This window comes from Actinomadura sp. 21ATH (genome assembly GCF_041951345.1).
In the GTDB taxonomy this organism is placed as follows: Bacteria; Actinomycetota; Actinomycetes; order Streptosporangiales; family Streptosporangiaceae; genus Spirillospora.
The window spans coordinates 119,279-144,137 of the sequence record NZ_JBGNUR010000017.1; the positions used below are offsets into that span (position 1 = coordinate 119,279).

The window sequence follows — 24,859 nt, forward strand, 5'->3', positions numbered from 1 at the left end:
TGGCCACGGTCAGGCGCGGTCGGCGAAGCGTTCGACCTTGTTGATCGGGCCCGCGATGAGGATGACGTCGCCGTACTCCAGGACGGTCTCGGTGGAGGCGTAGGTGAAGTCCTCGCCGGGGCGCTTGACCGAGACGACGGTGACGCCGTGCTTGCCGCGCAGCCGGGTCTCGCCGAGCGGGACGCCGACGATCTCCTTGGGCGGCAGCGTCTTCACGAGGGCGAAGTTCTCGTCGACCTCGACGTAGTCGAGCATCCGGCCGCTGACCAGGTGGGCGACGCGCTCGCCCATGTCCTGCTCGGGCAGCACGATGTGGTGGGCGCCGACGCGTTCGAGGATGCGGGCATGCTGGCGACTGACCGCCTTGGCCCAGATGTCGTCGATGTCCAGCTCGACCAGCAGCGAGGTGGTCAGGATGCTGGCCTCCAGGTCGCCGCCGATCGCGATCACGGCCCGGTAGAAGTCGGCCACGCCCAGCTCGCGCAGCGTGTCCACGTCGGTCGCGTCGGCGGTGACGATGTGGGTCAGCCGGCCGGCCAGGCTCTGGACGATCTTCGGCCGGTTGTCGATGGCCAGCACCTCGGTGCCGCGCCGGGCCAGCTCCAGGGCCAGCGAGGTGCCGAACCTGCCGAGCCCGATCACCACGACCGGGTCGTTTCCGATCTCAGCCAACGATGGGTCGCTCCTCAGGTAGTTCGTACCGGCGGGTGCGCTCGCGCAGCGCCAGCGCCGTTCCCAGTGTGAGGGGCCCGATCCGGCCGACGAACATCAGCGCGACGAGCAGCGCGTGCCCGGCGGTCGGCAGGTCGGCGGTGATCCCCGTCGACAGCCCCACGGTCGCGAACGCCGAGATCACCTCGAACAGCACCCGGTCCAGGCTGTGCTCGGTCATGACCAGCAGCGCGAACGTGGCCGTGACCACGAACCCGACGGCCATCAGGGCGATCGCGACGGCCTGCCGCTGGGTGCCCTCCGGCAGCCGGCGGTGCCCCACGTTCACCCGGGTCTCGCCGCGCAGCTCGGCCCAGATGACGAACGCCAGCAGCCCGAACGTGGTGACCTTGATGCCGCCGGCCGTCCCGGCGCTGCCGCCGCCGATGAACATCAGCACGTCGGTGACCAGCAGGCTCTCCGGGCGCATCTGCCCGGTGTCGACGGTGTTGAACCCGCCGCTGCGCGGCATCACGGCGGCGAAGAACCCGGCCATCAGCCGGTCGCCGGACGACAGGGCGCCGAGCGTGCGGGCGTTGCTCCACTCGCTGAGCGTCAGGATGGTCGTTCCGACCGCCAGCAGCACGGCGGTCATGCCGAGGGTGACGCGGGTCAGGATGGACCAGGCCGCCGGGCGCCGCCAGCCGCGGGCCAGCTCGAAGACCACCGGGAAGCCGAGCCCGCCCACGATCACCGCGATCGCGGCGGTCAGGCAGATCCAGGGGTCGCCGGCGTACCGGGTGAGGCTGTCGGGCCACAGCGCGAAACCGGCGTTGTTGAACGCGGACACGGCGTGGAAGGCGCCCCAGTAGAAGGCGCGGCCGGCCGGCTGCCCGTACTCGGTCATGAACCGCACGCCCAGCACCACGGTCGCGATCGCCTCGCAGACCAGGCTGAAGATCACCACGTTGCGGACCAGCCGCCGCACGTCGGTCAGCCGCAGCTGCTTGGTCTCGGCCTGCACCGCCAGCTTGGCGCGCAGCCCGACCCGGCGGGACACGACGACGGCGAACAGGGTGGCCAGCGTCATGATCCCGAGCCCGCCGACCTGCATCAGCGCGGCGATCACCACATGCCCGAAGGTGGACCAGTGCGTCCCGGTGTCGACCGCCACCAGCCCGGTCACGCAGACGGCGGAGGTGGCGGTGAACAGGGCGTCCAGGAACCGCGCCGGCTCGCCCGAGTCGGTGGACGCCGGCAGCGACAGCAGCGCGGTGCCGGCGAGGATCGCCAGCAGGAAGCCGGTGACCACGACCTGGGCGGGGTGCTGGAAGCGCCCCATGAACGATCTGGAGACCCGCGCCCGCACGGATCCCATCGACGGCCGGTACACCACGCGGCTGCGGCACCCCCAGGAACACGATCGGCGGAGAAGCCGACCAGGTCTCCCGCCCCCACGGCAGCACACCGTACCCCAGCCGCCACGCGGTCACTCCAACAATTCCGTCCTCACCCGGCGAAAGCGGACGTGTCATATCCCTTTTGGCGGGGCCATATCCCTTTGGCGGGGAACGGCGGGGTCGGTCATCATGTGCGCCATGAGACTTCGGCTGGCGGGAGGGGTGGTCGCGGCGCCCGGGCTGGCGGCCTGGGCCTCCCGGCCGGCGGGTCCGGTACGGCTGGCGGACGAGGGCGGCGCGGCGCCGGGCGCCGCCGTGGCGCTGGGCCCGGCGGCGGCCTCCGAGGCGGAGGCGGCGGAGGCGGTGGCCGAGCTGGACCGGCTCGTCCGGGCCGGCGGGGTCGTGGCGGCCGGGGCCGGCGTGGCGCTGGGCGGCGGGTTCCGCTCGGCGCGGCTGGAGGGCGCCCGCGGCGACCAGCGGGACGCCGTGCTCGCGGCCCTGAAGGTGCTGGGCCTGGCGGAGGCCGACCGGCTGGGCGCGCGGGCGGGCTTCCTGGTGGCGCTGTTCGGGCCGGCGGTCACCAAGCCTGTGGGCACGGCCGCCGCGGCCGCGATCGCCGAGGGCCGGTGGGCGGCGCTGCACCTGGCGACGGCGGCCAGCGACGTGCTGGGCCCCGAGCAGCTCGAACGGATCCTCGCCCTGACCGCCCCCGAGGGCGCCGACCCGATCGCGGGCGGCCTGCCCTCGGTCCTGGCCGCGAACCTGCGCGGGGCGCTGGGACCCGTACCCCGGCGGCGGCGGGCGGAGCTGATCGAGGACCTGTGGGAGCGGACCGCCGAGCGCCACCGGTCCCGGGTCCGGCGGGAGCGGCTGCTGGCGACCCAGGGCAGGCGGCGCCGGCTGGACGACCTGCGCGCCCGCCGCTCGCACCACGAGGACGAGCTGGCCCTGGACGCGCTGCGCCTCCACCTGGGCGTCGCCGAGCCGACGCTGGCCGCCGCCGCGCGCTGGCTGCCGCCCGACTCCTACTGGTACTGCGTGCTCAACCGCGTCCTGGAGGACGCGTTCGCGGCCACGGCGCTGCTGCACACCGCGGTGGCGGTCGCCGACCACGGCGTGGCGGAGGGGATGGCCCGGTGCGCCGCGCTGCTGGCCGCCGCCGACGCCGAGGTCCCGGGCGGCTGGGCGCGGCGCGCGGGCCGCAAGGTCCCCGGCCTGACCGGGCTCGCGGCCCGTCCCGTCACGCCGGTGCACGAGCTGTGCCGCAAATGGAAGAAGGGACCCGGGACGCCCGGGTTCGCCGCCTATGTCAAGCTGCGGCTCGCGCACGCCCGCGACTACGCCGAGCTGACCGCCGAGCACATCGCGGCGCTGCTCGACGGCAGGTCGGGGGCGCCCGCGGCGGTCCTGCGGTCCTGGGGCGGCTACAGCGTGGACGGCTGGCGCGCGGCGTCCGGGCTGGCGCCCGGCCGCGGAGGTGAGGACTGGGACCGCCTCGCGGCCTGGGCGGAGCACGTGCTCGGCGAGCGGCCGCCCGCCGGGGCGAGGGAGCACGCGTCCGAGGTGACCGGCGACCTGCTGTGGTGCGCGGACCTCGTCGACGCCCTCGCCCGCCTGCACGGGCACGAGGCCGCCGGGATCGACCCGCAGCGGCCGGCGCCGTGGCTGGACCCCGACCCGCCGGCGGAACGGGACCCGCTGGAGCCGCCGCTCGACTCGGTCGCCGGCGCGGTGGCGGGCGCGGCGCAGCTGGTGGCGCTGGGCGGCGCGCCCGCGCGCGGCGCCCGGACCTGGCCGGACTTCGTGGCGAGCCTGCGGGCCGGGGCCGAGATCACCGCGGCGCTCGGCGGCGGGTTCCCCGTGCCGGCCGCGCTGGCCGCCGTGGACGGCACCGCCGTACCGGGCACCGGCGGGACGTTCCGGCTGGCGCGCGGCGCACGCACGGTCGCCGAGTGGGCCGGCTACATGGGCAACTGCATCGCCGGGCCGTACTACCTGGACAACGCCGAGAAGGGCCGGATCGGGCTTGCCGCGCTGTCCGGCGAGGACGGCCGGATCTTCGTGAACCTGGAGCTGGCACCGGCCCGTCCCACCGCCCGCGGCTGGCAGATCACCGAGCTGGCGGCGCGGTTCAACGCCGCCGTCGACGAGCGCCTGGAGGAGCGGCTGCGCGCCTGGGTCGCCACCATCCCCCCGACGGTCGAGGAGCCGGAGCCGCCCGCCGAGGAGGCGGCCGATGAGCCGCCGCCGGGACGTCCCGTACGGCGGCGCCCGCGGCCCCGGCTGCTCCAGGACGCGGGCCCGGTGCTCGGCGGGCTGGCGGAGAAGGCGTGGGCGGCCGAGGTCACGGACGCGGCCGGCGGCGCGCTGGCCGTGCTGTCGGGCTCGGACGCCGGGCCCGAGGCGGCCCTCACCCGGCTGCGGCGGCTGGGCCCGGCGGCGCTGGCCAACGCCGTCCGCAACGCGCTCGGCGACGGCGGCCTCGACCTCGTCGACCTGTGGACGCTGACCTCGGTCCGCCCGCTGCGCACGGCGGTGGACGCCCTCGACCCCGCGCTGCGCGACCGTTTCGAGAACCTGCCGCTCCTCCTGGGCGCCGCGCCGCTGCCGGGGTCGCTGCGCCGGCTCGTCCGGACGCGGGCGGTCGCGCCCGCGTACTCGATGAACCTGGTGGCGCTGCGCCTGCGCGCGGCGATCGGGCGGCTGGTGGCCGGCGGCGACCCGGCGATCGCGGCGGCCGTGTCCCGGCGGACGGCGGAGCCGCTGCTGTGCGCGCTGGTCGTGACCGTCACCTGCGGCCCGGCGGCGGACGGGCAGGTCCCGGTCGCACCGCCCGGCAAGGTCACGGTGCCGGGGTTCCCGGCGACCGCGCTGAGCGACGAGGACGGCCCCTGGCAGCGCGCGTTCCCGGACGCGCGCGAGCTGGGCGCCGACACCGGCGCGTTCTGGGAGCGGGTCCACGCGGACGGGCTGCGCGTCCCGGCGGGCTGGCTGCCGGCCGGCGGCTGGAACGCCCTGTGGGCCCGCGCCCACCGCACGGCGCTCTGACCTGCGGCTTGGACGCGCGCCTGCCGGGTAGGCGGCGGACATGGGACTTCGTGACCTCCGGCGGGACCTGCGGGCCCGCGTCGACGGCGAGGTGCGCTTCGGGTACGGCACCGACCGCGGGATCCTGGAGAAGGCGGGCGTGCGGGCCGGGGTCCTGGACGTGGGCCGCTGCGGCCTCGCGGGCGACTTCGGGTTCGAGCGCGGCCACTACGACATCTCGGCCGGGGCGGCCGAGCTGGGCCTGCGGCCGGCCGTGCGGGGCGCCGACGAGGGCACCCGGATCCTCGCCGGCGGGTTCTCCTGCCGTACGCGGATCGAGACGGGCACGTCCGCGCGCCCCGTCCACATGGCCGAGGTGCTGCTGGACGCATGAGCGGGAGCGAGGGGGCTGAGGGGGTGCGGGAGGCGCGGCGGCTGTTCCCGCCGCGGCCGGAGAGCGTGGGGGCGGCCCGGCGGTTCGTGCGGGACGCCCTGGCGGGGCACGCCGGGCCGGACCCGGTGGAGACGGCCGCGCTGCTGGTCAGCGAGCTGATGACCAACGCGGTGCTGCATGCCAGGACCGAGACCGAGGTGTCGGTCCGGGCCTCCGGGGACGATGTCCGCGCGGCGGTCGCCGACCGCGCCCCGGGCTGCGCGCTGGCGCCGCGGCGCCGCCACCCGTACGCCGACACGGGCCGCGGCCTCTACATGATCGAGCGGCTGGCGTCCCGGCACGGGGTCGAGATCGGCGCGCGGGCCAAGACGGTGTGGTTCGAGCTGGGCGAGCCGCGGCCCGCGCCGCCGTCCGCCGCGCCGCCCGGCTGGGGACCCGTCCTCGCCCCCCGCGGCGACCACCGCGATGTGAAGCTGGTCGACGTGCCGTGGGCGCTGTGCCTGGCCTCCCAGCAGCACCGGCACGCCCTGATGCGGGAGGCCCTGCTCGCGTCGGCCGCCGGGGAGCCGCTCGGAGGGCGGCCGGACGACCTCCACACCGCGCACGACACGAACAACCTGATCAGTGCCCGCCTGGCGGCCGCGGCGAAGGATCAGCCGTCCGACGCCGACGTCCGCACCCTGACCCTGGCGCTGCCGGCGGGCGCCGCGCCCGCGGTCCGCACCCTGCGCCGCGTCCTGGGGCTGGCCGAGGAGGCGGCCAGGAGCGAGCAGTTCCTGACCCGGCCCGCGCTCCCGCAGAGCCCCGCGCTCCTGCACTGGCTGCTGGAGGAGATCATCGGCCAGCTCGGCGGCGCCCGCCCCACCGCGTGGACGCTGCTGCCCCGCGAACCGGCCACCACCCCGCTGGAGCTGACGCCCTGGAGCACCGACCAGGTGCGGGCCAGCCGGCTTCCGGCCGTCGCCATCGACGACCGGAACCTGATCATCGCGGTGAACGAGGCGGCGGCGGACCTGCTCGGCTGGGACGCCGGCGACCTCGTCGGCCGGCGGCTCACCGTGCTGATCCCCGAACACCTGCGCGAGCGCCACATGGCCGCGTTCACCTCGCTGCTGCTCACCGGCCGGCCCCGCATCCTGGGCCGGCCGGTGCCCCTGCCCGCGCTGCACAGCGACGGCCGGCAGATCCCGGTCCGGCTGCTCATCCAGAGCCAGGAGATGGACGACGGGCGCACCATCTTCGTCGCCCGGCTCGTTCCGCGCACCGCCGTACCCGAGCCCCCGGCCGCCCCTGGCGACGAGCCCGCCGGGACCGGCCTGGAGGAGGCGCGCCGGCCCCCGGACGCGCCGCTGCCGCCGCCCGTCGAGCCGGCGACGCCCCGGTACGGGCCGGGCTCGTACCTCTCCGCGCTGGACCGGCTCTCCCTGCTGACCGACGTGGAGCGCGCGCTGAGCGGCGCCCAGGACCTCACCCATGGGCTCCGGAGCGTCGGCCGGATCCTGACCCGGCGGCTGGCGGACTGGTGCGCGGTGGACCTGCTCGGCGAGCACGGCCGGGTGAGCCGGGCGGTCGTCGCCGCGCGGGAGGGCCGCGTGCCGTCCCGCGACGTCCGCGAGGGCCCGCTCGCGGAGCTGTCGGAGACCGCGCGGGGCCCGCTGGCCAGGGCCCTGCGGGGCGCGGGCCCGCTGCTGCTCTCCGGCGTGCCGGCGCCGGAGGACGGCGAGAGCCCGCTCGACGCCCGCTACGCGGAGGCGTTCGCGCGGCTCGGCGCGAGGAGCGCCGTCATCGCGCCGCTCCGGGCCCACCGCGACGTCCTCGGCGCCCTCACCGTGAGCCGCCGCGACGCCACGCCGCCGTACGAGGAGAGCGACCTGGCCTACCTCCAGGACCTGGCCTGGGGGATCGCGCTCCGGATCGAGAACGCCGCCCTGTACGAGCGGGCCAGCAGCATCGCCGAGCGCCTGCAGCACGCCCTGCTGCCCGTCCTGCCCGAGGCCGGGGACGTGGAGATCGCCGCGCGCTACGCCCCGTCCGCCATCACCGCCCAGGTGGGCGGCGACTGGTACGACGCGTTCGTCCTGCCCGGCGGGGACGTCGCCCTGGCCATCGGCGACGTCGCCGGCCACGACATCGCCGCGACCGCCGTCATGAGCCGGCTGAGCAGCATGCTGCGCGGGATCGCCACCGTGCGCCCCGAGCCGCCGGACGAGGTCGTCCGGCACCTCGACACGGCGAACCGGACGCTGTCCGAGGAGACCACCGCCACCTGCGTCTACGCCGTCCTCAAGGGCTCCGGCGGCGGCCCCTGGGAGCTGGCCCACTGCGCGGCCGGGCATCCGCCGCCGCTGCTCGTCCTGCCGGACGGCCGCACCCGCTACCTCGACACCGGCGGCGGCCTCCTGCTCGGCACGGGCCTCGACCTGCCGCGCCGGACCGCCCGCACGCCGCTGCCCGCCCGTTCGACCGTGCTGATGTACACCGACGGCCTCGTCGAGCGCCGCGCCGAATCGCTCGACCGCGCGCTGGAGAGGCTGCGCGAGCACGCCGCCGCCCTCGCCCGCGCACCTCTGGACGTCTTCTGCGACGAGCTGCTGATCAGGCTCGGCTCCGACGGCACCGACGACATCGCGCTGATCGCCGTCCGCCCCGCGCCGCCGGGCTGACCGCGCCCGCCCTACACGCGGTACGGCTCGGCGTCGGCGCGCTTGAACGCGAGGCCGAGGCCGGGCGCGTCCGGGTCCGGGACGACCGCGCCGCCAGCCGGGTCGAGCACGCCGTCGAACAGCATCGACTCGATCCGCACATGGTCGTGGAACCACTCCAGGTGACGGAACCCCGGCGTCGCGGCGGCCGCGTGCGCGTGCAGGTGCGGGGCGCAGTGGCCGGAGATCTCCAGCCCGTGCGCGGCGGCGACCGCGGCCGCCCGGAACCATTCGGTGATGCCGCCGCAGCGGGAGATGTCGGCCTGGAGGCAGTCGACCGCGCCCGCCCGGCACATCCGCTGGAAGTAGGCGAGGTCGTACCCGTACTCGCCGGCCGCGACGTCCGGGAGCACCGCGCCGCGGACCTCGCGGAGCCCGGCGAGGTCGTCGGAGGGGACGGGCTCCTCCAGCCACCGCACGTCCAGATCGGCGGCCTCGCGCATGACGCGGACCGCCTGCTTGCGGGAGTACCCGCCGTTCGCGTCCACGTACAGCTCGACCGCGGGCCCGACGACCTCCCTGGCCAGCCGCATCCGCTCCAGGTCGCGGCCGGTCTCGGTGCCCCGCGACTCGCCGATCTTGATCTTCACCCGGGGGATCCGGAGCCGGCAGGTCCACTCCCCCAGCTGCGTGGCGGTCCGCTCCTCGTCGTAGGTGGTGAAGCCGCCGCTGCCGTACACCGGCACCCGCTCGCGCACCGCGCCCAGCAGCCGGTGCAGCGGGAGCCCGAGCAGCCGCGCCTTCAGGTCCCACAGCGCCACGTCCACGGCGGAGATCGCGTACCCGACCGCGCCGGGGCGGCCGTCGTCGCGGACCGCGCGGACCATCGCCTCCCACGCGCCTCCGACGTCCAGCGCGGCCCGGCCGCGGACCACGCCCGCCAGCTCGCCGCGGACGAGCGCGGCGCAGGCGGGCGGCCCGTACGTCCAGCCGAGCCCGGTCACGCCCGCCGCGCTGGCCTCCACCAGCACCAGCGTGGTGGAGTCCCAGGCGAGCGTCCCGTCCGCCTCCGGCACGTCGGTGGGAACGGTGTACGCCGCCGCCTCCACCGCGTCGACGGCCGGATCCGCGCCGCCGGCGGCGGCACCGGTCACGACTGGTCGCGGTGCGGCAGGAACTCCTGCATCTTCGTCCTGACGCCCTTCTTGATGACGCCCCAGCGGTCCTCGTCGCCGCCGATCAGCGCCTCGGCGGTGGCCTTGGCCTGCTCGAACGTCGCGTGCGGCGGGATCGGCGGCATGTCCGGGTCGCAGCGCACGTCCAGCACCGTCGGCCGGTCCGCCGCGAACGCCCGGTCCCACGCGGGCCCGATCTCCTCGGGCTTGTTCACCGAGATCGCCTGGAGGCCCAGGGACGCCGCGAACGCCGCGTAGTCCAGCTCGGGCAGCGTCTGCGACTGCGGGAACTTCGGCGACCCCGACATCGCGCGCATCTCCCAGGTCACCTGGTTGAGGTCGTTGTTGTGCAGGACGGCCACGACCAGCCGCGGATCGAGCCAGTCCTCCCAGTAGTGCTTGATCGTGAGCAGCTCGGCCAGCCCGTTCATCTGCATCGCGCCGTCCCCGACCATCGCGATCACCGGCCGGTCCGGGTTGCCGATCTTGGCGCCGATCGCGTACGGGACGCCGCAGCCCATGGTGGCCAGCGTCCCCGACAGCGAGCCCCGCATGTCGCCGCGGAAGCGGAGGTTCCGGGCGTACCAGTTGGCCGCCGACCCCGAGTCCGCGGTGACGATCGCGTCGTTCGGCAGCCGCTCGGACAGCTCGTGGAACAGCAGCATCGGATTGATCGGGTCGGCCTCGACCCGCGCCTCCATGCGGACGGTCTCCCACCACCGCTCGACCTTGGACTCCAGCGAGTCCCGCCAGCTCCGGTCGGTCTTGCGCTCCAGCAGCGGGATCAGCGCCCGCAGCGTCGCGGCCGCGTCGCCGACCAGGTTCACCTCGAACGGGTACCGCATCCCGATCTGCCGCGCGTTGTTGTCGATCTGCACGCCGCGCGCCTGGTCCAGCTCCGGCATGAACTGCGTGTACGGGAAGCTGGAGCCGACCATGAGCAGCGTGTCGCAGCCCATCATCATCTCGTAACTCGGCCGCGTCCCCAGCAGCCCGATCGAGCCCGTCACGAACGGGTGCTCGTCCGACAGCACGTCCTTGCCCAGCAGCGCCTTGGCCACGCCCGCGCCCAGCAGGTCGGCGACCTCGATCAGCTCCGCGGCCGCGCCGCGGGCGCCCTGCCCGGCCAGGATCGCGACCTTCTCCCCGGCGTTCAGCACGTCGGCCGCGCGGCGGATGGCCCGGTCGTCCGCTCTCACCTCGGGCCAGTCGATCCCCAGGCTGGACGGCACCATCTTGAACGCGTGCTGCGGCGGCGAGTAGTCGAGCTCCTGCACGTCCGCCGGGATGATCAGCGCGGTCGGCGCGCCCTCGGCGATCGCCACCCGGATCGCCCGGTCCAGCACGTTCGGCAGCTGCTCGGGCACGTTCACGACCTGGACGAAGTCGCTGGCCACGTCCTTGTACAGCGACAGCAGGTCGACCTCCTGCTGGTACGAGCCGCCCATCGCGGTGCGGTTGGTCTGGCCCACGATCGCGACCACCGGGACGTGGTCGAGCTTGGCGTCGTACAGGCCGTTCAGCAGGTGGATCGCGCCGGGCCCGGACGTCGCGGCGCACACCCCCAGCCGGCCGGTGAACTTGGCGTACCCGACGGCCTCGAACGCCGCCATCTCCTCGTGCCGGGCCTGCACGAAGCGCGGCTGATCGCCCGCCCGGCTCCAGGCCGCCAGGATCCCGTTGATCCCGTCGCCCGGGTAGCCGAAGACCTGCTCCACCCCCCACTCACGCAGGCGATGCAGCAGGTAGTCGGCGACCTTGGTCGCTGCCATCTCTCGTCTCCCTTCCACGTCCGGGCGGCCGTGTACTCCGCGTGACCTCGCCTACCCGCCGTTTCGGGCCCCTACCGTCCCCGGCCGGAAAACGGGCAGCAAAGGGGGATGGCAGCCGAACGCTGCTAGAGAGCGCGCCCCGCCTTGCGTCCGAGCAGCCAGGCCCCGGCGGCGACGGCCGCGCCCCCTAGCGCGGTGACGGCGGCGCGGTGGCGGGCCACGTACATCTGGTAGCACCTGGAGTGGGAATCGTCGTCGAAGTCGCCGTGCGCCCCGTAGTCGCGGCCGCCCTCGCCGTCGGCGGGCTCCCACAGGTTGGCGGGCTGGTCCGGGTCGATCGGGCGGCCCGTCTGCTGCGCCCTGAAGCCCGTCCTGGCGAGGTAGCGGTCCAGCAGGCTCGGGGCGAGCCGGTTCCCGAGCAGCGTCCCGACCGTGCTGCCGCCGATCCAGTACTCGCGGCGCTCCGGATGGTCGGCCGCGTACACCAGCGCCTTCGCCGCCACCTCCGGCTGGTAGATCGGCGGCACCGGCTGCGCCTTCTCCGGCAGCCGCGACTCCACCCAGTCGAACTGCGGCGTGTTGACCGCCGGCATGTGGACGATCGTCGTCCGGACGCCGCTGCCGTCGTGCATCAACTCCGTGCGCAGCGACTCGTGGAACCCCTGGATCGCGTGCTTGGCCCCGCAGTACGCCGACTGGAGCGGGATCCCCCGCTTGGCCAGCGCCGAGCCCGTCTGGACGATCGTCCCCCGGTCCCGCGGCCGCATCAGGTCGAGCGCGACCTTCGTCCCGTACACGAAGCCCAGATAGGTGACCTCGGTGGCGCGCTTGAACTCCGCGGGCCTGATGTCGCCGAACTCGGCGAACAGCGCGCTGAACGCCACGTTCACCCAGACGTCGACCGGCCCCAGCTCCCGTTCCGCCCGGTGCCCCGCCTCCTCCAGCGCCTCGAAGTCGGCGACGTCCACGGGCAGCACCAGCGCCGTACCGCCCGCGGCGCGCACCTCCCGCGCCGCGGCCTCCAGCCCGACCTTCCCGCGGGCCAGCAGCGCGACCCGGTCCCCCCGCTCCCCGAAGGCCCGCGCCGCCGCGCGCCCGATCCCGCCGCTGGCTCCCGTGATCACGACCGTCCGTGCAGACATGGTGGTGCGCTACCCGCCGCGGCGCCGCCGAACCGGCCGCTATCCTGCCGCCCATGAAGATCACCGGCGCGGCGGCCGCCCCGTGAGGCGCGCCGGCGGTACGGCCGCGTATCTGGCCCTCCTCCTGGCGACGCACGTCGCGGTCTTCCACGTGCTGTCCGCCGCGGCCAGGGACGACGTCCTCCGCGCGATCAGCACCAACCTGGCGGACATGACGTGGACGGCCCCGTTCCGGCTGGTCGCCAGCGCGCTGGTCGCCGACACCTCCGGCACCGTCGTCGACAACATCCTCGTCATCGGCCTCGGCATCGCCGTCTGCCTGGGCTACCTGGAGTACCGGCTCGGCTTCCTCCGCGCCGTCTCCGTCTTCGCGATCACCCATGTGGCCGTGACGCTGATCGTCCTGGCGGTCGTCCTGCTCGCCACCTCCTCCGGCCGCTACCCCGACGAGGTGAGGCGCGACCTCGACTACGGCGTCAGCTTCGGCTCCCTGGGTGCCATCGGCGCGGTCACCTGCCTGCTGCCGAAATGGGTTCGCATCCCCTGGGCGCTCATCGCCGTCTTCTATCCGCTGACGGCCGCCGGCTGGTACGGCTGGCTCCCCGACTACTCCACCCTCGGCCACTGCCTCTCGGCCGCCACCGGCGTCCTGCTGTCGTTCACCCTCGTCCGACGCCGAATCGAGGCCACCGCCACGGCCTGATCGACCGGAACGGACCCTGCCACTGAATGGTGGAAAGGTGTACCGTACCGGGCGTGATCCTGGACATATTCGGACGGACGCCCTCCCTGACGGGGCGGCGGGTGCTGATCACCGGGGCGGCGCGCGGGATCGGCGCGGCGCTCGCCGGACGGCTGCACGACCGCGGCGCCCGGGTCGCGCTGGCCGGCCTGGAAGAGGAAGCGCTGGCGGACGTCGCCGCACGCTGCGGCGACGCCCCCTGGTGGCCGTGCGACGTGACCGACCGGGACCGCGTCGAGGAGACCACGGCCCTCGCCGCGGCCGCGCTCGGCGGGCGGCTCGACGTCGTGGTCGCGAACGCCGGGGTGGCCGCTCAGCTCCCGATCGTCGGCGGCGACCCCGCGGTCATGGAGCGCACGCTCGCGGTCAACGTGCTCGGCACGTACAACACCCTCCGCGCGGCCGGGCCGTACATCGCCCATCCCCGCGGGTACGCGCTGGCCGTCGCGTCGCTGGCGGCGGCGGTCCACATCCCGCTGCTGGGCGCCTACAGCGCCTCCAAGGCCGCGGTCGAGGCGCTCGGCGACACGCTGCGTGCCGAACTGCGCCCCTACGGCGCCCGCGCCGGAGTCGCCTACTTCGCCGAACTCGACACCGACATGACCCACCGCGGCTTCGGCACCCGGGCCGCCACCGCCCTCACCGGCTCCCGTACGGCCATCACCGGCGTCACCCCCCTGAAAGTCGGCATCGACGCCCTGGAAAGGGGCATCGCATGGCGTTCCAGGCGGATCGTCGCTCCGTGGTGGGTCGCGGGCGTCCTCCCCATCCGGATGCTCGCCCAGCCCGTCATGGACATCGCCGTGCAGCGGAACCTCAAGGAGGCGCTGCGGATAGCCAGGGACGAGAAGGCCCCCCTCACGACCGCCCAGCCGGAGGAACGGTGACCGCCCCGCGCGTACGCCCCGGCCGCCGCGCCGAAGTGGGCCTCTTCACCCACCTCTTCTCCAAAGGGGCGGGCCGCGTCGCGGGCACGGAACCGCTGAAGCTGTTCCTCACGCTGGGCCGGCGCCGCCGCATGTTCCACGCCTGGCTCCTGTTCGCCGGCACGCTCATGCCCGGCGGCGAACTCTCCCGCAGGGAGAGCGAGCTGGTGATCCTCCGGGTCGCCCACCTGCGCGACTGCCGCTACGAGCTGCAACACCACACGCGCCTGGGCCGCCGCGCCGGCCTCACCCCCACGGAACTCGACCGCGTCCCCGAAGGCCCGGCCGCCGAAGGCTGGACGCCCCGCGAGCGCGCCCTGCTGGCCGCCGTGGACGCCCTCCACGAGGACAAGGACCTCGACGACGCCACCTGGGCGAAACTGCGCGCCCACCTGACCGAGCCCGAATGCGTCGAACTGTGCATGCTCGCCGAGCACTACCAGATGCTCGCCACGGTCATCACCGCCCTACGGATCCAGCCCGACCGCCCCCGCCGCTGAACCTTCGCCCCACTCACCGCCGATAATAACGCAGAGTAAAAGATCCATTACACTCTGTGTTAGACTGGGGTGGTCGGAAGGCCCGGACATCACCGGATCCGGGCAGGTGATCGCCGCTCACCGAGGGGGCACCCCATGCCGTCCGCCACCGCATCCGGGCAGTCCTCCCACGGAGACCCCCGGCGCAGAGCCGAGACCGTCCCTCTCCGCAGCATCGCCCGCCGGCTCGTCCGGGACCCGCTCCAGGCGCTCACCCAGATCGTGGACGAGCGCGACGGCGCCATCACCGAGGTGAACCTCGGCCTGTTCCGCCCCTACCTGATCACGCGGCCCGAGCACGTCAACCATGTGCTGCGCGACAACGCCGGGAACTACCGGCGTGAGGAGATGATGTGCGAGCCGGTGAGCCGCCTGCTGGTGGGGTACGGCATCTCCGGCGAGGGCGCACGGCACGCCGAGGCCCGCCGCGCCCTGCAGCCGACCTTCTCGGGACGGAACGTGACAGGCGCCTACGCCCGGTGGGGTCCCGTCGTCACCGAGGCCGTCACCGCCCTGGTCCGGCGCGGCTCGGACGGGCGGGCGCTCGACGGTTACACCGAGATGGCGCGGATCACCCACCGCACGGTCAGCCGGATCTTCTTCGGCGACGCCGTCACGACCGCCGACGCCGACAGCATCGGCGGGAGCATCGGCGCGGCGGTGCGCACCGCCAGGACCGCCCTGCTCCCCCGGCTGGCGGCGCCGGGCGTGCCGCGATGGATCCCTCTCCCGGGAGACCGGTCCTTCAGCAGAGCGGTCGCCGCCGCCGACGCCACCATCATGCCGATCGTGGAGCGGGTGCGGCGCGAGGCGGACGCCGACCTGGGGATCGCCTCGATGCTGGCCGGGCTCGGCCGCAGCGACCGGGAGATCCGCGACGAGCTGGTCAGCCTGATCGTGGCCGGCACCGAGACCACCGCGGAAGCGCTCAACTGGCTCTGGGTGGTCCTCGACCGGCGGCCCGACCTCGCCGAACGACTCCACGCCGAGATCGATGAGGTGGTGGGCACCGGAGAGCCGACACTGGAGCGGCTGCGCCGGCTCGCCTTCACCCGGATGCTGCTCGACGAGCTGCTCCGGGTCTACACCGTCGCCTGGATCCTCCCCCGCAGGGCCCGCGAGGACGACGTCATCGACGGAGTGCGGATCAAGGCCGGGAAGCATGTCGTCGTCAGCCCGTACCTGGCGCACCGGGTGCCTTCGGTGTGGCCCGATCCCGAGCGCTTCGACCCCGAACGCTTCTCCGATCGGGCGGTCGCTCAGCGGCGCGCGCGACACCCGAAGACGTTCCCGTTCCTCGGCTTCGGCGCCGGCCACCACTCCTGCCTGGGCCAGAATCTCTTCTACCTCGAAGCGTCCCTCATCCTCAGCGTCCTGCTGCGGCGTTGCCGTCCCGTGCTCCGGCGGCCCGAGGGCGCACCCCCGATCAGGCCCCGCCTCGCCCTGTCCGTGACCCCGGACCAGCCGGTCGAGATCACCCTGGAACCGCGCTAAGGCCGCCCGATGCGCTCCCGATGAGGAGCCGCCGCTCACAGGCCGCCACTCGCAGGGCGAGGGGTCTCAGGGCGAGGGGTCTCAGGGCGAGGGGTCTCCGCGATCCGCGGGATTCCGGACGAGCGCCGTGAAGGATCGCCGCCCCAGGTACGCGTACCCCAGCAGCCACGGCATCTGGGGCGCGTAGACGATGGCGTAGCCCGAGAAGGTCTTCTCCGGCATCCCCTGGTAGCCCGAGACGTGCGCGACCCAGAGGTAGAGGAGCACGAAGGCCGACATGTACGCCGACACCATGAGCTGGAGGGGATGCCGGTAGCGGCGGCGGCGCACGGTCGCCCAGATCAGCAGGGCGTTGAGCGGCTGGGTGACGAAGACGTTGAGGGTCGTGAACGCCACGGGCAGCGCCACGTACCCGCGGCCGTAATAGCCCTCGTCGCCCCGCCCGTAGAGCTCGTACAGGCGGGCGACGAGGTCGGTCCGCTGGCGGATGTCGCGGTGATGGACGATGAAGTACAGCTCGATCGTCAAGGCGATGACCATGAAGAAGGCCAGCATCGCGATCGAGAACCGGTCGGCGGCGGACGGCCGCCGGCCACCATGCGACGCCATCTCTCTCCCTAGAGGAGGCTGAAGCCCTCTCCTGAGGCAGGGGGTGCCTCACCGGCGTGTTCCTGCGCCCACATCCAGGCGAGTTCCGGGTACGGCGGCGGGGCCAGGTCCTGCGGGTCCCAGACGGTGGGCGTGTCCGACACAACGAGCGGCGGGGACTCCAGGTCCGGCCGGCCGTCGCCGCCGCCGTCGCGTTCGAGGTAGCGGGGGCTGATCAGGCTCCAGTGCAGCGCCGCGGGCAGCCACTGGGGCAGCGCGAGCGCGTAGTGCGCCACCGCGGGGCGCGGGTCCGCGAGCAGCCGCTCGCGCAGCCGCAGCGCGAGCCCGGTCATGCGCTCGTACAGGTCCATGACCTTCAGCGCGGCGTCCGGCACGCCGATGCCGTACATGCGGCACAGCACGGACACCAGGTTGAGCGGGGCCTGCGCGGTCGGCGTCTCCTTGGCCAGGCTCGCGAGATCGTTGAGGAAGCCGGGGGCCAGCAGCGTCGCGTGCGTGAAGGCCCGGATCGCCGGCTCGGCCATGACGTCGGCCGCCATCGGGTGCCCGGCGGGAGGGCAGGTGGTGGCCGCGAGGATCCCGGTGCCGAGCTTCGCCCAGCGCATGCGCAGCCACTCGCCCATGCTCGGCGGCTCCGCCCGGAGCTGCAGCGCGTACTTCCACAGCTGGCCGTGGAACCAGGCCAGGTTCGTGGAGCAGAACGACTCGTAGCCCGCCGGCGTCAGGATCCGCTCGAGCCGCTGGAGGCTGGCGCGCATCGCGTTCAGCCAGGGGTCCTCCGGGGACGGCACGCACCCCGGTTCGGAGAAGACGCGGCTCGCTTCCGCCACATGGGCCATGAGCGCGGCGGGATCGGCGGAGAGCCGGTCCAGGTGGTCGTCCCACGGGATCCCCCAGATGTTGTAGCAGGCGAACGCCCGGACGAACTCCTCGGTGACGTAGGGCGTCCCCGCGCCGATGAAGTACCCGATGCGCATGCGCAGCCGGGGGTCGCCCTCACGGTAGAGCCCCTGTTCCAGGGCCCACCGCCCGGCGTGGTCGTCCAGGTCGTCGGTGACCGGGTGGGTCTTCAGCGGGACGGGGCAGAACACCTTGAGCTCCGTCCTTCCCATGCCCGCCCACGTGTTCGCGGCCGCGGAGCAGGGCCGCCGTGCGTCCGGGACGGCATCGGGCGAAGTACGCATGGCGGGTGTCCTTTCCTGCCTGACGATGGCGATGGGTACGGCCGGTGGTCATGCGATGTGGTGGGTCATGGCGGCCAGCTCGGTGCGCGCACAGCCGGCGGGCAGTGCCGTGAGCGCGCGGCGCGCCCGCAGCAGGTACTCGTCGCCGAGCAGGCGGGCGCGGCGCAGCGCCCCGGTCTCGTCCAGGACGGCCCGCACCTGGGCGGCGGCCGCCGCCGGGTCGTCCTCGTCCATGGCCCGGCGCAACCGGGCGCGCGCGTCGTCGCCGGCGTGCTCCCAGGCCAGCAGCAGCGGCAGCGCCGGGCGCCGGTTGCGCAGGTCGCTGTCGGCGGGCTTCCCCGCGCCGCCGCCGGCCGGGTCCCCCGGGGGCACGTAGGGCAGCAGGTCGTCGCGGATCTGGAACGCCATGCCGTAGAACTCGCCGAAGTCGGCCAGCGAGGCCGTCTCGGCGGCTCCGGCGCCGCCCAGCAGGGCACCGACCACGCACGCCGCCCGGGTGAGCACCGCCGTCTTGGCGCGCGCCATCGCCAGATACGCCTCCACCGGCTGGTCCGGTGCGCCGCTGAGCTCCAGTTCCGCCAGCGCTCCGTGGCACACCGCCGCTCCGGCCGCCGCCTGCTCGCGCAGCACCGCCACGATGACCTCGGCCGGCGCTCCGTGGCGCGCCGCCCGGTCGAGCGCGACGAACCATTCGAAGAACAGCGCGTTGCCGGCGATGATCGCCTGCGCGGCGCCGAACGCCGCGTGCACCGCCGGGCGCGCCCGCCGCACGTCGTCGCGGTCGATCAGGTCGTCGTGCAGCAGGCTGCCGGTGTGGACGGCCTCGAACCCCAGGGCCACCGGAAGCGCCCGTGCCAGCTCGCCGCCCACCGCCAGCGCCGACCAGACCACCAGCTGCGGCCGGACGAGCTTGCCCGGAGGAGTGATCGCGTACCGGTGCATGCCGGCCAGCCCGGTCGCCCCGGCCGGCCAGCGGGACTCGAACTCGGCCAGGAGCGCCGCCAGCACCGATTCACGCTGCGGCGACCTGTCTTCGGGGCCGACCGCGATACCGCCGCCGGTGGGTGTGCCTGTCACGGTCCTGACCTCCTGTCGTTAAGGCCGGGTGCTGTCCCGAGACCCGTCCCGCGGATCGCGCGGGCCCTCCGGTAACCCTGGTACGCCGGCGCGGCGGAGTCCACGGGCCGCCATGCCAGGAAGGCCACCCCCACCAGCGACTATTACCTACCGCAGAGAATGCATCACGGTAAGTAATCGCCGGTCAGGCCGGTGTTCCGCTCGTCCGGGCGGTGACGCGCATCCTCAGGCGGCGGGGCGAGAGGGTGATCCCGGTGGCCGGGCGGATGGCGGGGCCGGGCAGGGATCTCAGGCGCCAGCGGCCGGCGATGGTGGCCAGCGCGAGCGTGGCCTCCATGATCCCGAACTGGTCGCCGATGCACTTGCGCGCGCCCGCCCCGAAGGGAAGGTAGGCGTCGCGGGGCGGTCGGGGGCGGTCCCCGTCCCAGCGCGCGGGATCGAACCGTTCGGGATCGGTGTAGAGGTCGGCCCGGTGATGCAGGAGGTAGGGGCTGTAGGCGAAGACGGTGCCCGGCGGGAAATCGTGCCCGCCGAAGCGCGTGCCGGAGGTCAGCGTACGGGTGGCGATCCATATCGGCGGGTAGAGCCGCAGGGCCTCGGTGACGACGTTCCCGGTCACCGGCAGCAGGGGCAGGTGCCCGGGGGCGGCCGGGGCGCCCGCGAGGGCCGCGTCGACCTCCTCGTGGACCTGGCGTTCGACCTCGGGGTGCCGCGCGAGCAGGTGCAGCGCCCAGGCCATGGTCGCCGCGGTCGTCTCGGTGCCCGCCCCGAAGATCGTCAGAACCTGGTCGCTGACCTCGGCGTCGCTGAGCCGCCCGCCCGCGCCGTCCGGATCGCAGGCGGCCAGTACCGCCGACAGCATGTCGCCGTGGTCGGTGCCGTCGGCCCGCCGGGACGCGATGATGTCGTTCAGCTGCCGGCGCAGGCGGGCGCCGGCCCGGCGGTAGCCGCGATTGCCGGGCGTCGGCAGGTGGTCCGCCAGGGCGGGCCTCAGCATCCGGGGGAGCATCCCGCGGACGATGGTGGTGAGATCGTCGATCGCCGTGCCGATCGCCGCCGGCGGCAGGTCGCTGGAGAACATCGCCTCGACGGTGATCGTCGCCGCCAGCGTGTACATCGCCGCCGGCACGTCGATGACCTCACCCTTCCTCCACCCGGCGATCGTGTCGGCGACCCGGGCGCTCATCGCGTGCGCGTAGCCGGGCATGCGGTCGCGGTGGAAGGCCGGCTGGATCAGCCGCCGCTGCCGCCGATGCTCGTGGTGGGGGCAGGTGAGGAGGCCGTTGCCGGCGACCTCCCGGGCGCGGCTGACGAGGGGCCCGCCCTTGTCGAACGCGCGGTCGTTCAGCAGGACCTTCCGGGCCAGGCCCGGATCGCAGACGACGATGACCCGGGACGGGCCGATCCGGACGCGGACGAGGTCGCCGTGCCCGGGCAGCGAGCTCAGGAAGCCCAGCGGATCGCGCAGCAGCCGGGCGCCATGGCCCACGAAGGGCAGGCCCCCCGGCGCCCGGGGGATGCCGTCCGCAGTGGAAGGGATGCGTCCTCTTGAACGAAGCATGCAGGTGCTCCTTCGACCGGCCGGCGGCCTGGCCGCCGGAACGTGAGCCGCTCGCGTCCCGTGGCCGCGGGGAAGCCGTGCGCCGCGAGGACCGGACCCCCACTCGGTAACTTTGAGTGATAGAGTCTTACAGAGAGTAGCAAAGCCTCAGGGCGGCAGGTCTACCGGAGCTGAACCGGGGATGAGGAGACGGCATGGTGGCACGTCCCGAGTCGGAAGAGGAGACGCCGGGTGGCTGGTTCGCGGTGGCGTTCGGCAAGGACGTCCCCGCGGGCCGGGTGGCCCGCTCGGAGATCGGCGGACGCGAGCTCGTGGTCTACCGGACCGGCCGCGGCGACATCAAGGTCATCTCGCCGTACTGCCCGCACCTCGGCGCGCACCTGGGTTACGGCGGCCGGGTGCGGGACGAGGAGATCGTCTGCCCGTTCCACGGCTTCGCCTTCGGGCCCGGCGGCGCGTGCACCGCGACGGGCAACGGCGCCAAGCCGCCGAAGATCAGCCTGACGTCATGGCCGTCCCGCGAGGTCGGCGGGCTGGTGCTCGCCTGGCGGCACCCGGCCGGCCTGGGCCCGCAGTGGGAGCCCGACGACATGCCCGGCGCCTACCCGTACCCGGTGCACACCTCGTACCTGGAGCGCATACGGCTCAACGACGTCGGCGAGAACAGCGTCGACCTCGGCCACTTCACCCACGTCCACAAGGCGGTGCGGCCCGAGGTGATGCAGGGCTTCACCACCGACGGGCACCGGGCGGGCGGGACGCTGCGCGCCAGCGTCGTCACGCTCCCCGCGCGCCCGCCGGTCGAGGTCCACTTCAGCTTCCGCTACTGGGGCATGGGCCTGCTCGTCATCGACTTCGAACCCGTCCGGTGGCCGGTGCGCGTACGGCTCGTCATCGCCGCCACGCCGGCCGGGCGCGGGTCGGTGCGGCTGCGCGTGAGCACCAGCGCCGCCATCGAGCCGGAGGGCATGGTCGCCTTCGCGAGCCCGCGCGCCCGGCGCGTCCTGGCGGCGGGTGTCGCGCGCGCGGTGGACGGCTGGGTGCAGCGCGGCCTGCGCGACGACATCGTCATCTGGACGCACAAGACCTTCCTCGACCGCCCGCGCCTGGCCGACGGCGACCAGGGCATCGCCGCCTGGCGCCGCTGGGTCCGCCAGTTCTACGAGCTCGACCCCGCGCCGAAGGAGGTCCCGGCGCCCGCTCCGGCCCTCGGCGTGCCCGAGTTCGGCGGGCGGGCGGCAGGAGAGCGCCGTGAAGACGCACGGTGATCACGCGGTGGTGTGCGGGGCCGGCATGGCCGGCCTGCTCACCGCGTGCGCGCTGGCCGGCCGGTACCGCCATGTCACGATCATCGAGCGGGACCGGCTGGACGACGCCATGGCGGCCCGGCGCGGCGTACCGCAGGGCTCCCACGTCCACGCCCTGTTCCGCCTGGACGACGTGTTCGAGCGGCTGTGCCCGGGGCTGTCGGAGGAACTGGTCGCCAACGGCGCCCACCACACCTCGGCCAGGGACATGTGGATGGAGGTCCTGGGCGTCACCTGGCGGCCCTCCCTCGACCGGCGGGTCGTGTCGGCCAGCCGCCCGTTCCTGGAGCACCATCTGCGCGAGCGGGTGGCGGGCACGCCGGGCGTACGGATCATCAGCGAGTGCCAGGTGACGGGCGTGGTGCCGGACACCCGAGGCAGGCGGGTGACCGGCGTCCAGGTCATCCGCTCGGACACGCCGGCGCCGCGGCCGGAGCACATCGAGGCGGACCTGGTCGTCGACGCCATCGGACGCGCCGGGCGGGGCCGCGCCTGGCTCGACAACCTCGGTTACCCGCGCCCGCGCGAGCAGAAGATGTCCGTCGGCGTCCGCTACGCGAGCCGCACGTTCCGCATGCCCACCGTCCGGCCCCCGGTCAGCTACACCTTCGTCGCGCCCCGCCAGGACACGAGGCGGGGCCTGGTCCTCGCCGCCCAGGAGCACCGGACCTGGGTGCTCTCCCAGACCTGCTACGGCGACACCCGGCCACCGGTCGACGATCAGGAGTTCCTGGAGTACGCCTGCGACCTGCTCCCCGACGAGGCCGCCAAGGCGGTGCGGGACGCCGAGCCGATCGGCCCCATCTCCACCTACCACTTCGCCGCGGGGCATCACCGCCTCTACGGCAAGGTCCGCCACCACCCCCAGGGAATGCTGTCGACGGGCGATTCGCTCTGCGCGCTCAACCCCGTCTACGGCACCGGCATCATCATCGCCGCCCAGCTCGCCCTCCACCTCCGGCAGTGCCTCGACGACGGCACCGACGACCTGGTGGAGCGCTTCTACGCCGGCGCGGGCCGCATCACCCGCGGCGCCTGGAAGCTCAACGTCCTCCTCGACGGGCTCCTCAACCCGGCCGCCTGCTCGACACCGGCCGTCAGGATCGCCACCGCCGCGATACGGCGCGTCGTCCACAAGGCCGGCCAGGACAGGCTGCTGGCGGACGCTTTCCTGGAGGCGATGGAGCACTCCCGCCCCACCCGCCTGCTACGACCGAACATCATGCTCCGAGCAGTGGCACCCCGTACCGGCCCTAGGCCCGCCGACCGACACCCTTAGAAGCGGCCTTTCCCGACCCGTTCCCGCCCCGGACCCGTGCCGCCCTGGCGCGCCGGCGCGGCACGGGCGGGACGCAGGCGTACCGTCGCCGGCGCTTGAGCAGGCACGGTACCGCGAACACAGTGAGGGTGGTCACGGCCAGGAGCGCGGGCCTGCGGACGCGCAGCGCGAGCGTGAGGTGCCATCCGTCCGGCCGGTGCATCGCCTGCACGCGGAACGAGGCGCGGATGCGCGCGAGCTCCCGCGGCCACCGATACCGCGGCGGCGCCGCCGCGGCGGGGACGGTACGGGTGCGCATCAGATGCCATCCCGCCAGGGCGGTGATCGCCGCCATGGCGATGGCGCCCGCGGTGGCGCACTGGGTCATGCCCGTGACGAAGGCGTCCTTGGCCGCGGTCACGGTGGCCGCGGGGACCGCGCCGGGCCGGTGTGCCGAGATGGCGAGGATCTCGTTGGCGTCGGCGTCGCCCGGGATGCGTCCGCTGACCTCGCGGAGCCGGTGCGTCGAGGTGCTGGTGAGGACCGCGCCCTGGACGGCGATGCCCAGGGCCAGGCCGACCTGGCGGGTGACGTCGTTGAGCGCCGACCCGAGTCCGGCGTGCCGTCCGGGGAACGCGCTCATGACCATCTCGGTGCTGATGGCCAGGACGATGCCCGCACCGACGCCGAGCAGCGTCAGGAACAGCGCCAGGGCCTCGTACTCGGTACGGGCGGTGAAGGTGGCCAGGACGCAGAGCGCGGCGGCCAGGACGGCGTTGCCCGCGAGGATCAGGAGGCGGTCGTCGATCCTCCCCATGAGCGGCAGCGCGATCGCCGATCCCGCGACCATGCCGACCGAGGCGGGCAGGCACCGGACACCGGACTGCAGCGCGGTGTAGCCCAGGACGCTCTGCATGTAGAGGGTGAGGATCAGCATCAGCCCGAAGACGATGAACGAGACCAGCGCCATCGCCGCCAGCCCGAACGCGATCCGCGGCGGGCGCAGCAGCGCCGGCGGCAGCATCGGCGACCGGCAGCGGGACTGCCAGGCGAAGAAGGCGGCCAGCAGTACGGCGGCACCGGCGAACGCCGCGAGGACCGGCGGGCTGCCCCAGCCGTGGCCGGGCCCTTCGACCGTCGCCCACACCAGCAGGCTCAGGCCGGCCGTGGACAGGACCGTACCGGGGTAGTCCAGCGGGGCGGCGTCGGCGTCGCGCGATTCGGGCACCAGCCGAACGGCGAGCACGATGGCGACGGCGGCGACGGGCACGTTGATCCAGAAGCCGGAGCGCCAGGAGAACAGCTCCACCAGCCAGCCGCCCAGGACCGGGCCGAGCAGCCCGCCGATCCCCGAGACGGCGGTCCACACGGTGATGGCCCGGCGCCGCAGCCGCGGCTCGGGGAACAGGTCGATGATGATGGACAGTGTGGCCGGCATGACCAGCGCTGCGCCGGCGCCCATGACCACCCGGGCGGCGATCACGTACGCGGGCGCGTCGGCCAGCGCCCCGGCCGTGGAGGCCAGCGCGCAGATCAGCAGGCCGGTCAGGAAGGCGGCGCGCCTGCCCGCCTTGTCGCCGAGGGCGCCGGCGGCCAGCACGGTGCCGGCCATCACCACCGCGAAACCGTCGACGGTCCACTGCACCTGGGCCGTCGACGGCTCCAGGTCACGCTGCAGGTCGGGGATGGCGACGGTGAGGACGGTCCCGTCGACGCTGATCAGGAGCAGGCCCAGACACACCGCGACGGTGGCCGCCCAGCGCCGGGCGGGCGTGGCCGCGGCGGCGGAGCCGCGGTGCGCCGGACGCCGTGGTCCGGCCGGGGCGCGCTTGGTGAACTGGCGGCTGGTGTCGATCAGGTCTCACCCGGACCCGGTCGGGGGCGGTGCCGGCGATGTCGCCGGCACCGCCATCGGCGGACGTGGCGGTCGGCTCGGCAGGCCGCCGGAACGGCGAGGGC

General features: G+C 74.4%; 19 protein-coding genes. 9 read left to right on the plus strand and 10 right to left on the minus strand.

What is annotated here, in order from left to right; translation table 11 throughout:
* Positions 1-9: 9 nt before the first annotated feature.
* Positions 10-672, minus strand: coding sequence for a potassium channel family protein (locus ACA361_RS34290; protein ID WP_375019037.1), 663 nt, complete (start codon positions 670-672; stop codon positions 10-12).
* On the minus strand, positions 665-2,029 hold the full coding sequence (locus ACA361_RS34295; protein ID WP_375019039.1) for a TrkH family potassium uptake protein: 1,365 nt from the start codon (positions 2,027-2,029) through the stop codon (positions 665-667). Before ACA361_RS34295 ends, ACA361_RS34290 begins: the two co-directional genes overlap by 8 nt.
* Before the next feature lie 220 nt (positions 2,030-2,249).
* On the opposite strand from ACA361_RS34295, the gene ACA361_RS34300 reads away from it, so the two are divergent.
* From ACA361_RS34300 to ACA361_RS34310, 3 genes are read left to right on the plus strand one after another with little or no spacing between them, the layout of a single operon-like run.
* Positions 2,250-5,099, plus strand: coding sequence for a hypothetical protein (locus ACA361_RS34300; protein ID WP_375019041.1), 2,850 nt, complete (start codon positions 2,250-2,252; stop codon positions 5,097-5,099).
* 40 nt (positions 5,100-5,139) lie between these two features.
* On the plus strand, positions 5,140-5,472 hold the full coding sequence (locus ACA361_RS34305; protein WP_375019043.1) for a hypothetical protein: 333 nt from the start codon (positions 5,140-5,142) through the stop codon (positions 5,470-5,472).
* Positions 5,469-8,135, plus strand: a complete 2,667-nt coding sequence (locus tag ACA361_RS34310; protein ID WP_375019044.1) for a SpoIIE family protein phosphatase — start codon at positions 5,469-5,471, stop codon at positions 8,133-8,135. Before ACA361_RS34305 ends, ACA361_RS34310 begins: the two co-directional genes overlap by 4 nt.
* An 11-nt stretch (positions 8,136-8,146) precedes the next feature.
* On the opposite strand, the gene ACA361_RS34315 is transcribed toward ACA361_RS34310, so the two are convergent.
* The 3 genes from ACA361_RS34315 to ACA361_RS34325 all read right to left on the minus strand — a co-directional run bounded on the left by ACA361_RS34315 (position 8,147) and on the right by ACA361_RS34325 (position 12,203).
* Positions 8,147-9,268, minus strand: coding sequence for an enolase C-terminal domain-like protein (locus ACA361_RS34315; protein ID WP_375019046.1), 1,122 nt, complete (start codon positions 9,266-9,268; stop codon positions 8,147-8,149).
* A complete protein-coding gene (locus ACA361_RS34320) occupies positions 9,265-11,061 on the minus strand; it encodes a thiamine pyrophosphate-requiring protein (protein ID WP_375019048.1) in 1,797 nt (598 codons plus the stop codon). Before ACA361_RS34320 ends, ACA361_RS34315 begins: the two co-directional genes overlap by 4 nt.
* A gap of 125 nt (positions 11,062-11,186) precedes the next feature.
* Positions 11,187-12,203 (minus strand): SDR family oxidoreductase, encoded by a 1,017-nt coding sequence (locus ACA361_RS34325; protein ID WP_375019049.1) that lies wholly within the window; start codon positions 12,201-12,203, stop codon positions 11,187-11,189.
* A gap of 82 nt (positions 12,204-12,285) precedes the next feature.
* Between ACA361_RS34325 and ACA361_RS34330 the strand changes: the two genes are divergently transcribed.
* The 4 genes from ACA361_RS34330 to ACA361_RS34345 all read left to right on the plus strand — a co-directional run bounded on the left by ACA361_RS34330 (position 12,286) and on the right by ACA361_RS34345 (position 15,904).
* Positions 12,286-12,906, plus strand: a complete 621-nt coding sequence (locus tag ACA361_RS34330) for a rhomboid-like protein (RefSeq protein ID WP_375019050.1) — start codon at positions 12,286-12,288, stop codon at positions 12,904-12,906.
* A gap of 53 nt (positions 12,907-12,959) precedes the next feature.
* On the plus strand, positions 12,960-13,832 hold the full coding sequence (locus tag ACA361_RS34335) for an SDR family NAD(P)-dependent oxidoreductase (protein ID WP_375019052.1): 873 nt from the start codon (positions 12,960-12,962) through the stop codon (positions 13,830-13,832).
* A complete protein-coding gene (locus ACA361_RS34340) occupies positions 13,829-14,371 on the plus strand; it encodes a carboxymuconolactone decarboxylase family protein (RefSeq protein ID WP_375019054.1) in 543 nt (180 codons plus the stop codon). Before ACA361_RS34335 ends, ACA361_RS34340 begins: the two co-directional genes overlap by 4 nt.
* A gap of 135 nt (positions 14,372-14,506) precedes the next feature.
* Positions 14,507-15,904: a cytochrome P450 gene (locus ACA361_RS34345; protein WP_375019056.1), complete on the plus strand. Its 1,398-nt coding sequence runs from the start codon at positions 14,507-14,509 to the stop codon at positions 15,902-15,904.
* Between the two features lie 81 nt (positions 15,905-15,985).
* Here ACA361_RS34345 and ACA361_RS34350 read toward each other — a convergent pair whose 3' ends face one another.
* The 4 genes from ACA361_RS34350 to ACA361_RS34365 all read right to left on the minus strand — a co-directional run bounded on the left by ACA361_RS34350 (position 15,986) and on the right by ACA361_RS34365 (position 20,335).
* Positions 15,986-16,513 (minus strand): hypothetical protein, encoded by a 528-nt coding sequence (locus tag ACA361_RS34350; RefSeq protein WP_375019058.1) that lies wholly within the window; start codon positions 16,511-16,513, stop codon positions 15,986-15,988.
* Between the two features lie 8 nt (positions 16,514-16,521).
* Positions 16,522-17,625, minus strand: a complete 1,104-nt coding sequence (locus ACA361_RS34355) for a terpene synthase family protein (RefSeq protein WP_375019059.1) — start codon at positions 17,623-17,625, stop codon at positions 16,522-16,524.
* 120 nt (positions 17,626-17,745) lie between these two features.
* Positions 17,746-18,774 carry a polyprenyl synthetase family protein gene (locus ACA361_RS34360; RefSeq protein WP_375019060.1) on the minus strand — a complete coding sequence of 343 codons (1,029 nt, stop codon included), beginning with the start codon at positions 18,772-18,774 and terminating at the stop codon, positions 17,746-17,748.
* A 184-nt stretch (positions 18,775-18,958) separates the two neighbouring features.
* Positions 18,959-20,335: a cytochrome P450 gene (locus tag ACA361_RS34365; RefSeq protein ID WP_375019062.1), complete on the minus strand. Its 1,377-nt coding sequence runs from the start codon at positions 20,333-20,335 to the stop codon at positions 18,959-18,961.
* Positions 20,336-20,529: 194 nt separating this feature from the next.
* Between ACA361_RS34365 and ACA361_RS34370 the strand changes: the two genes are divergently transcribed.
* Both ACA361_RS34370 and ACA361_RS34375 read left to right on the plus strand, forming a co-directional pair.
* Complete coding sequence (locus tag ACA361_RS34370) at positions 20,530-21,603, plus strand: Rieske 2Fe-2S domain-containing protein (RefSeq protein ID WP_375019064.1); 1,074 nt, start codon at positions 20,530-20,532, stop codon at positions 21,601-21,603.
* Positions 21,587-22,921 (plus strand): FAD-dependent oxidoreductase, encoded by a 1,335-nt coding sequence (locus tag ACA361_RS34375; RefSeq protein WP_375019066.1) that lies wholly within the window; start codon positions 21,587-21,589, stop codon positions 22,919-22,921. Before ACA361_RS34370 ends, ACA361_RS34375 begins: the two co-directional genes overlap by 17 nt.
* Here the strand turns inward: ACA361_RS34375 and ACA361_RS34380 are convergent.
* Positions 22,896-24,641 (minus strand): MFS transporter, encoded by a 1,746-nt coding sequence (locus ACA361_RS34380; protein WP_375019068.1) that lies wholly within the window; start codon positions 24,639-24,641, stop codon positions 22,896-22,898. The two genes, ACA361_RS34375 and ACA361_RS34380, sit on opposite strands and share 26 nt — an antisense overlap.
* Between the last annotated feature and the right edge of the window lie 218 nt (positions 24,642-24,859).

What these genes read in the sequence shown, in the direction of transcription:
- ACA361_RS34370 (WP_375019064.1), top strand. Translation starts at nt 20,530, where the DNA reads ATGGTGGCACGTCCCGAGTCGGAAGAGGAGACGCCGGGTGGCTGGTTC.
- ACA361_RS34355 (WP_375019059.1), bottom strand. Translation starts at nt 17,625, where the DNA reads ATGGGAAGGACGGAGCTCAAGGTGTTCTGCCCCGTCCCGCTGAAGACC.
- ACA361_RS34320 (WP_375019048.1), bottom strand. Translation starts at nt 11,061, where the DNA reads ATGGCAGCGACCAAGGTCGCCGACTACCTGCTGCATCGCCTGCGTGAG.
- ACA361_RS34350 (WP_375019058.1), bottom strand. Translation starts at nt 16,513, where the DNA reads ATGGCGTCGCATGGTGGCCGGCGGCCGTCCGCCGCCGACCGGTTCTCG.
- ACA361_RS34295 (WP_375019039.1), bottom strand. Translation starts at nt 2,029, where the DNA reads ATGGGATCCGTGCGGGCGCGGGTCTCCAGATCGTTCATGGGGCGCTTC.
- ACA361_RS34300 (WP_375019041.1), top strand. Translation starts at nt 2,250, where the DNA reads ATGAGACTTCGGCTGGCGGGAGGGGTGGTCGCGGCGCCCGGGCTGGCG.
- ACA361_RS34305 (WP_375019043.1), top strand. Translation starts at nt 5,140, where the DNA reads ATGGGACTTCGTGACCTCCGGCGGGACCTGCGGGCCCGCGTCGACGGC.
- ACA361_RS34345 (WP_375019056.1), top strand. Translation starts at nt 14,507, where the DNA reads ATGCCGTCCGCCACCGCATCCGGGCAGTCCTCCCACGGAGACCCCCGG.
- ACA361_RS34325 (WP_375019049.1), bottom strand. Translation starts at nt 12,203, where the DNA reads ATGTCTGCACGGACGGTCGTGATCACGGGAGCCAGCGGCGGGATCGGG.
- ACA361_RS34365 (WP_375019062.1), bottom strand. Translation starts at nt 20,335, where the DNA reads ATGCTTCGTTCAAGAGGACGCATCCCTTCCACTGCGGACGGCATCCCC.
- ACA361_RS34310 (WP_375019044.1), top strand. Translation starts at nt 5,469, where the DNA reads ATGAGCGGGAGCGAGGGGGCTGAGGGGGTGCGGGAGGCGCGGCGGCTG.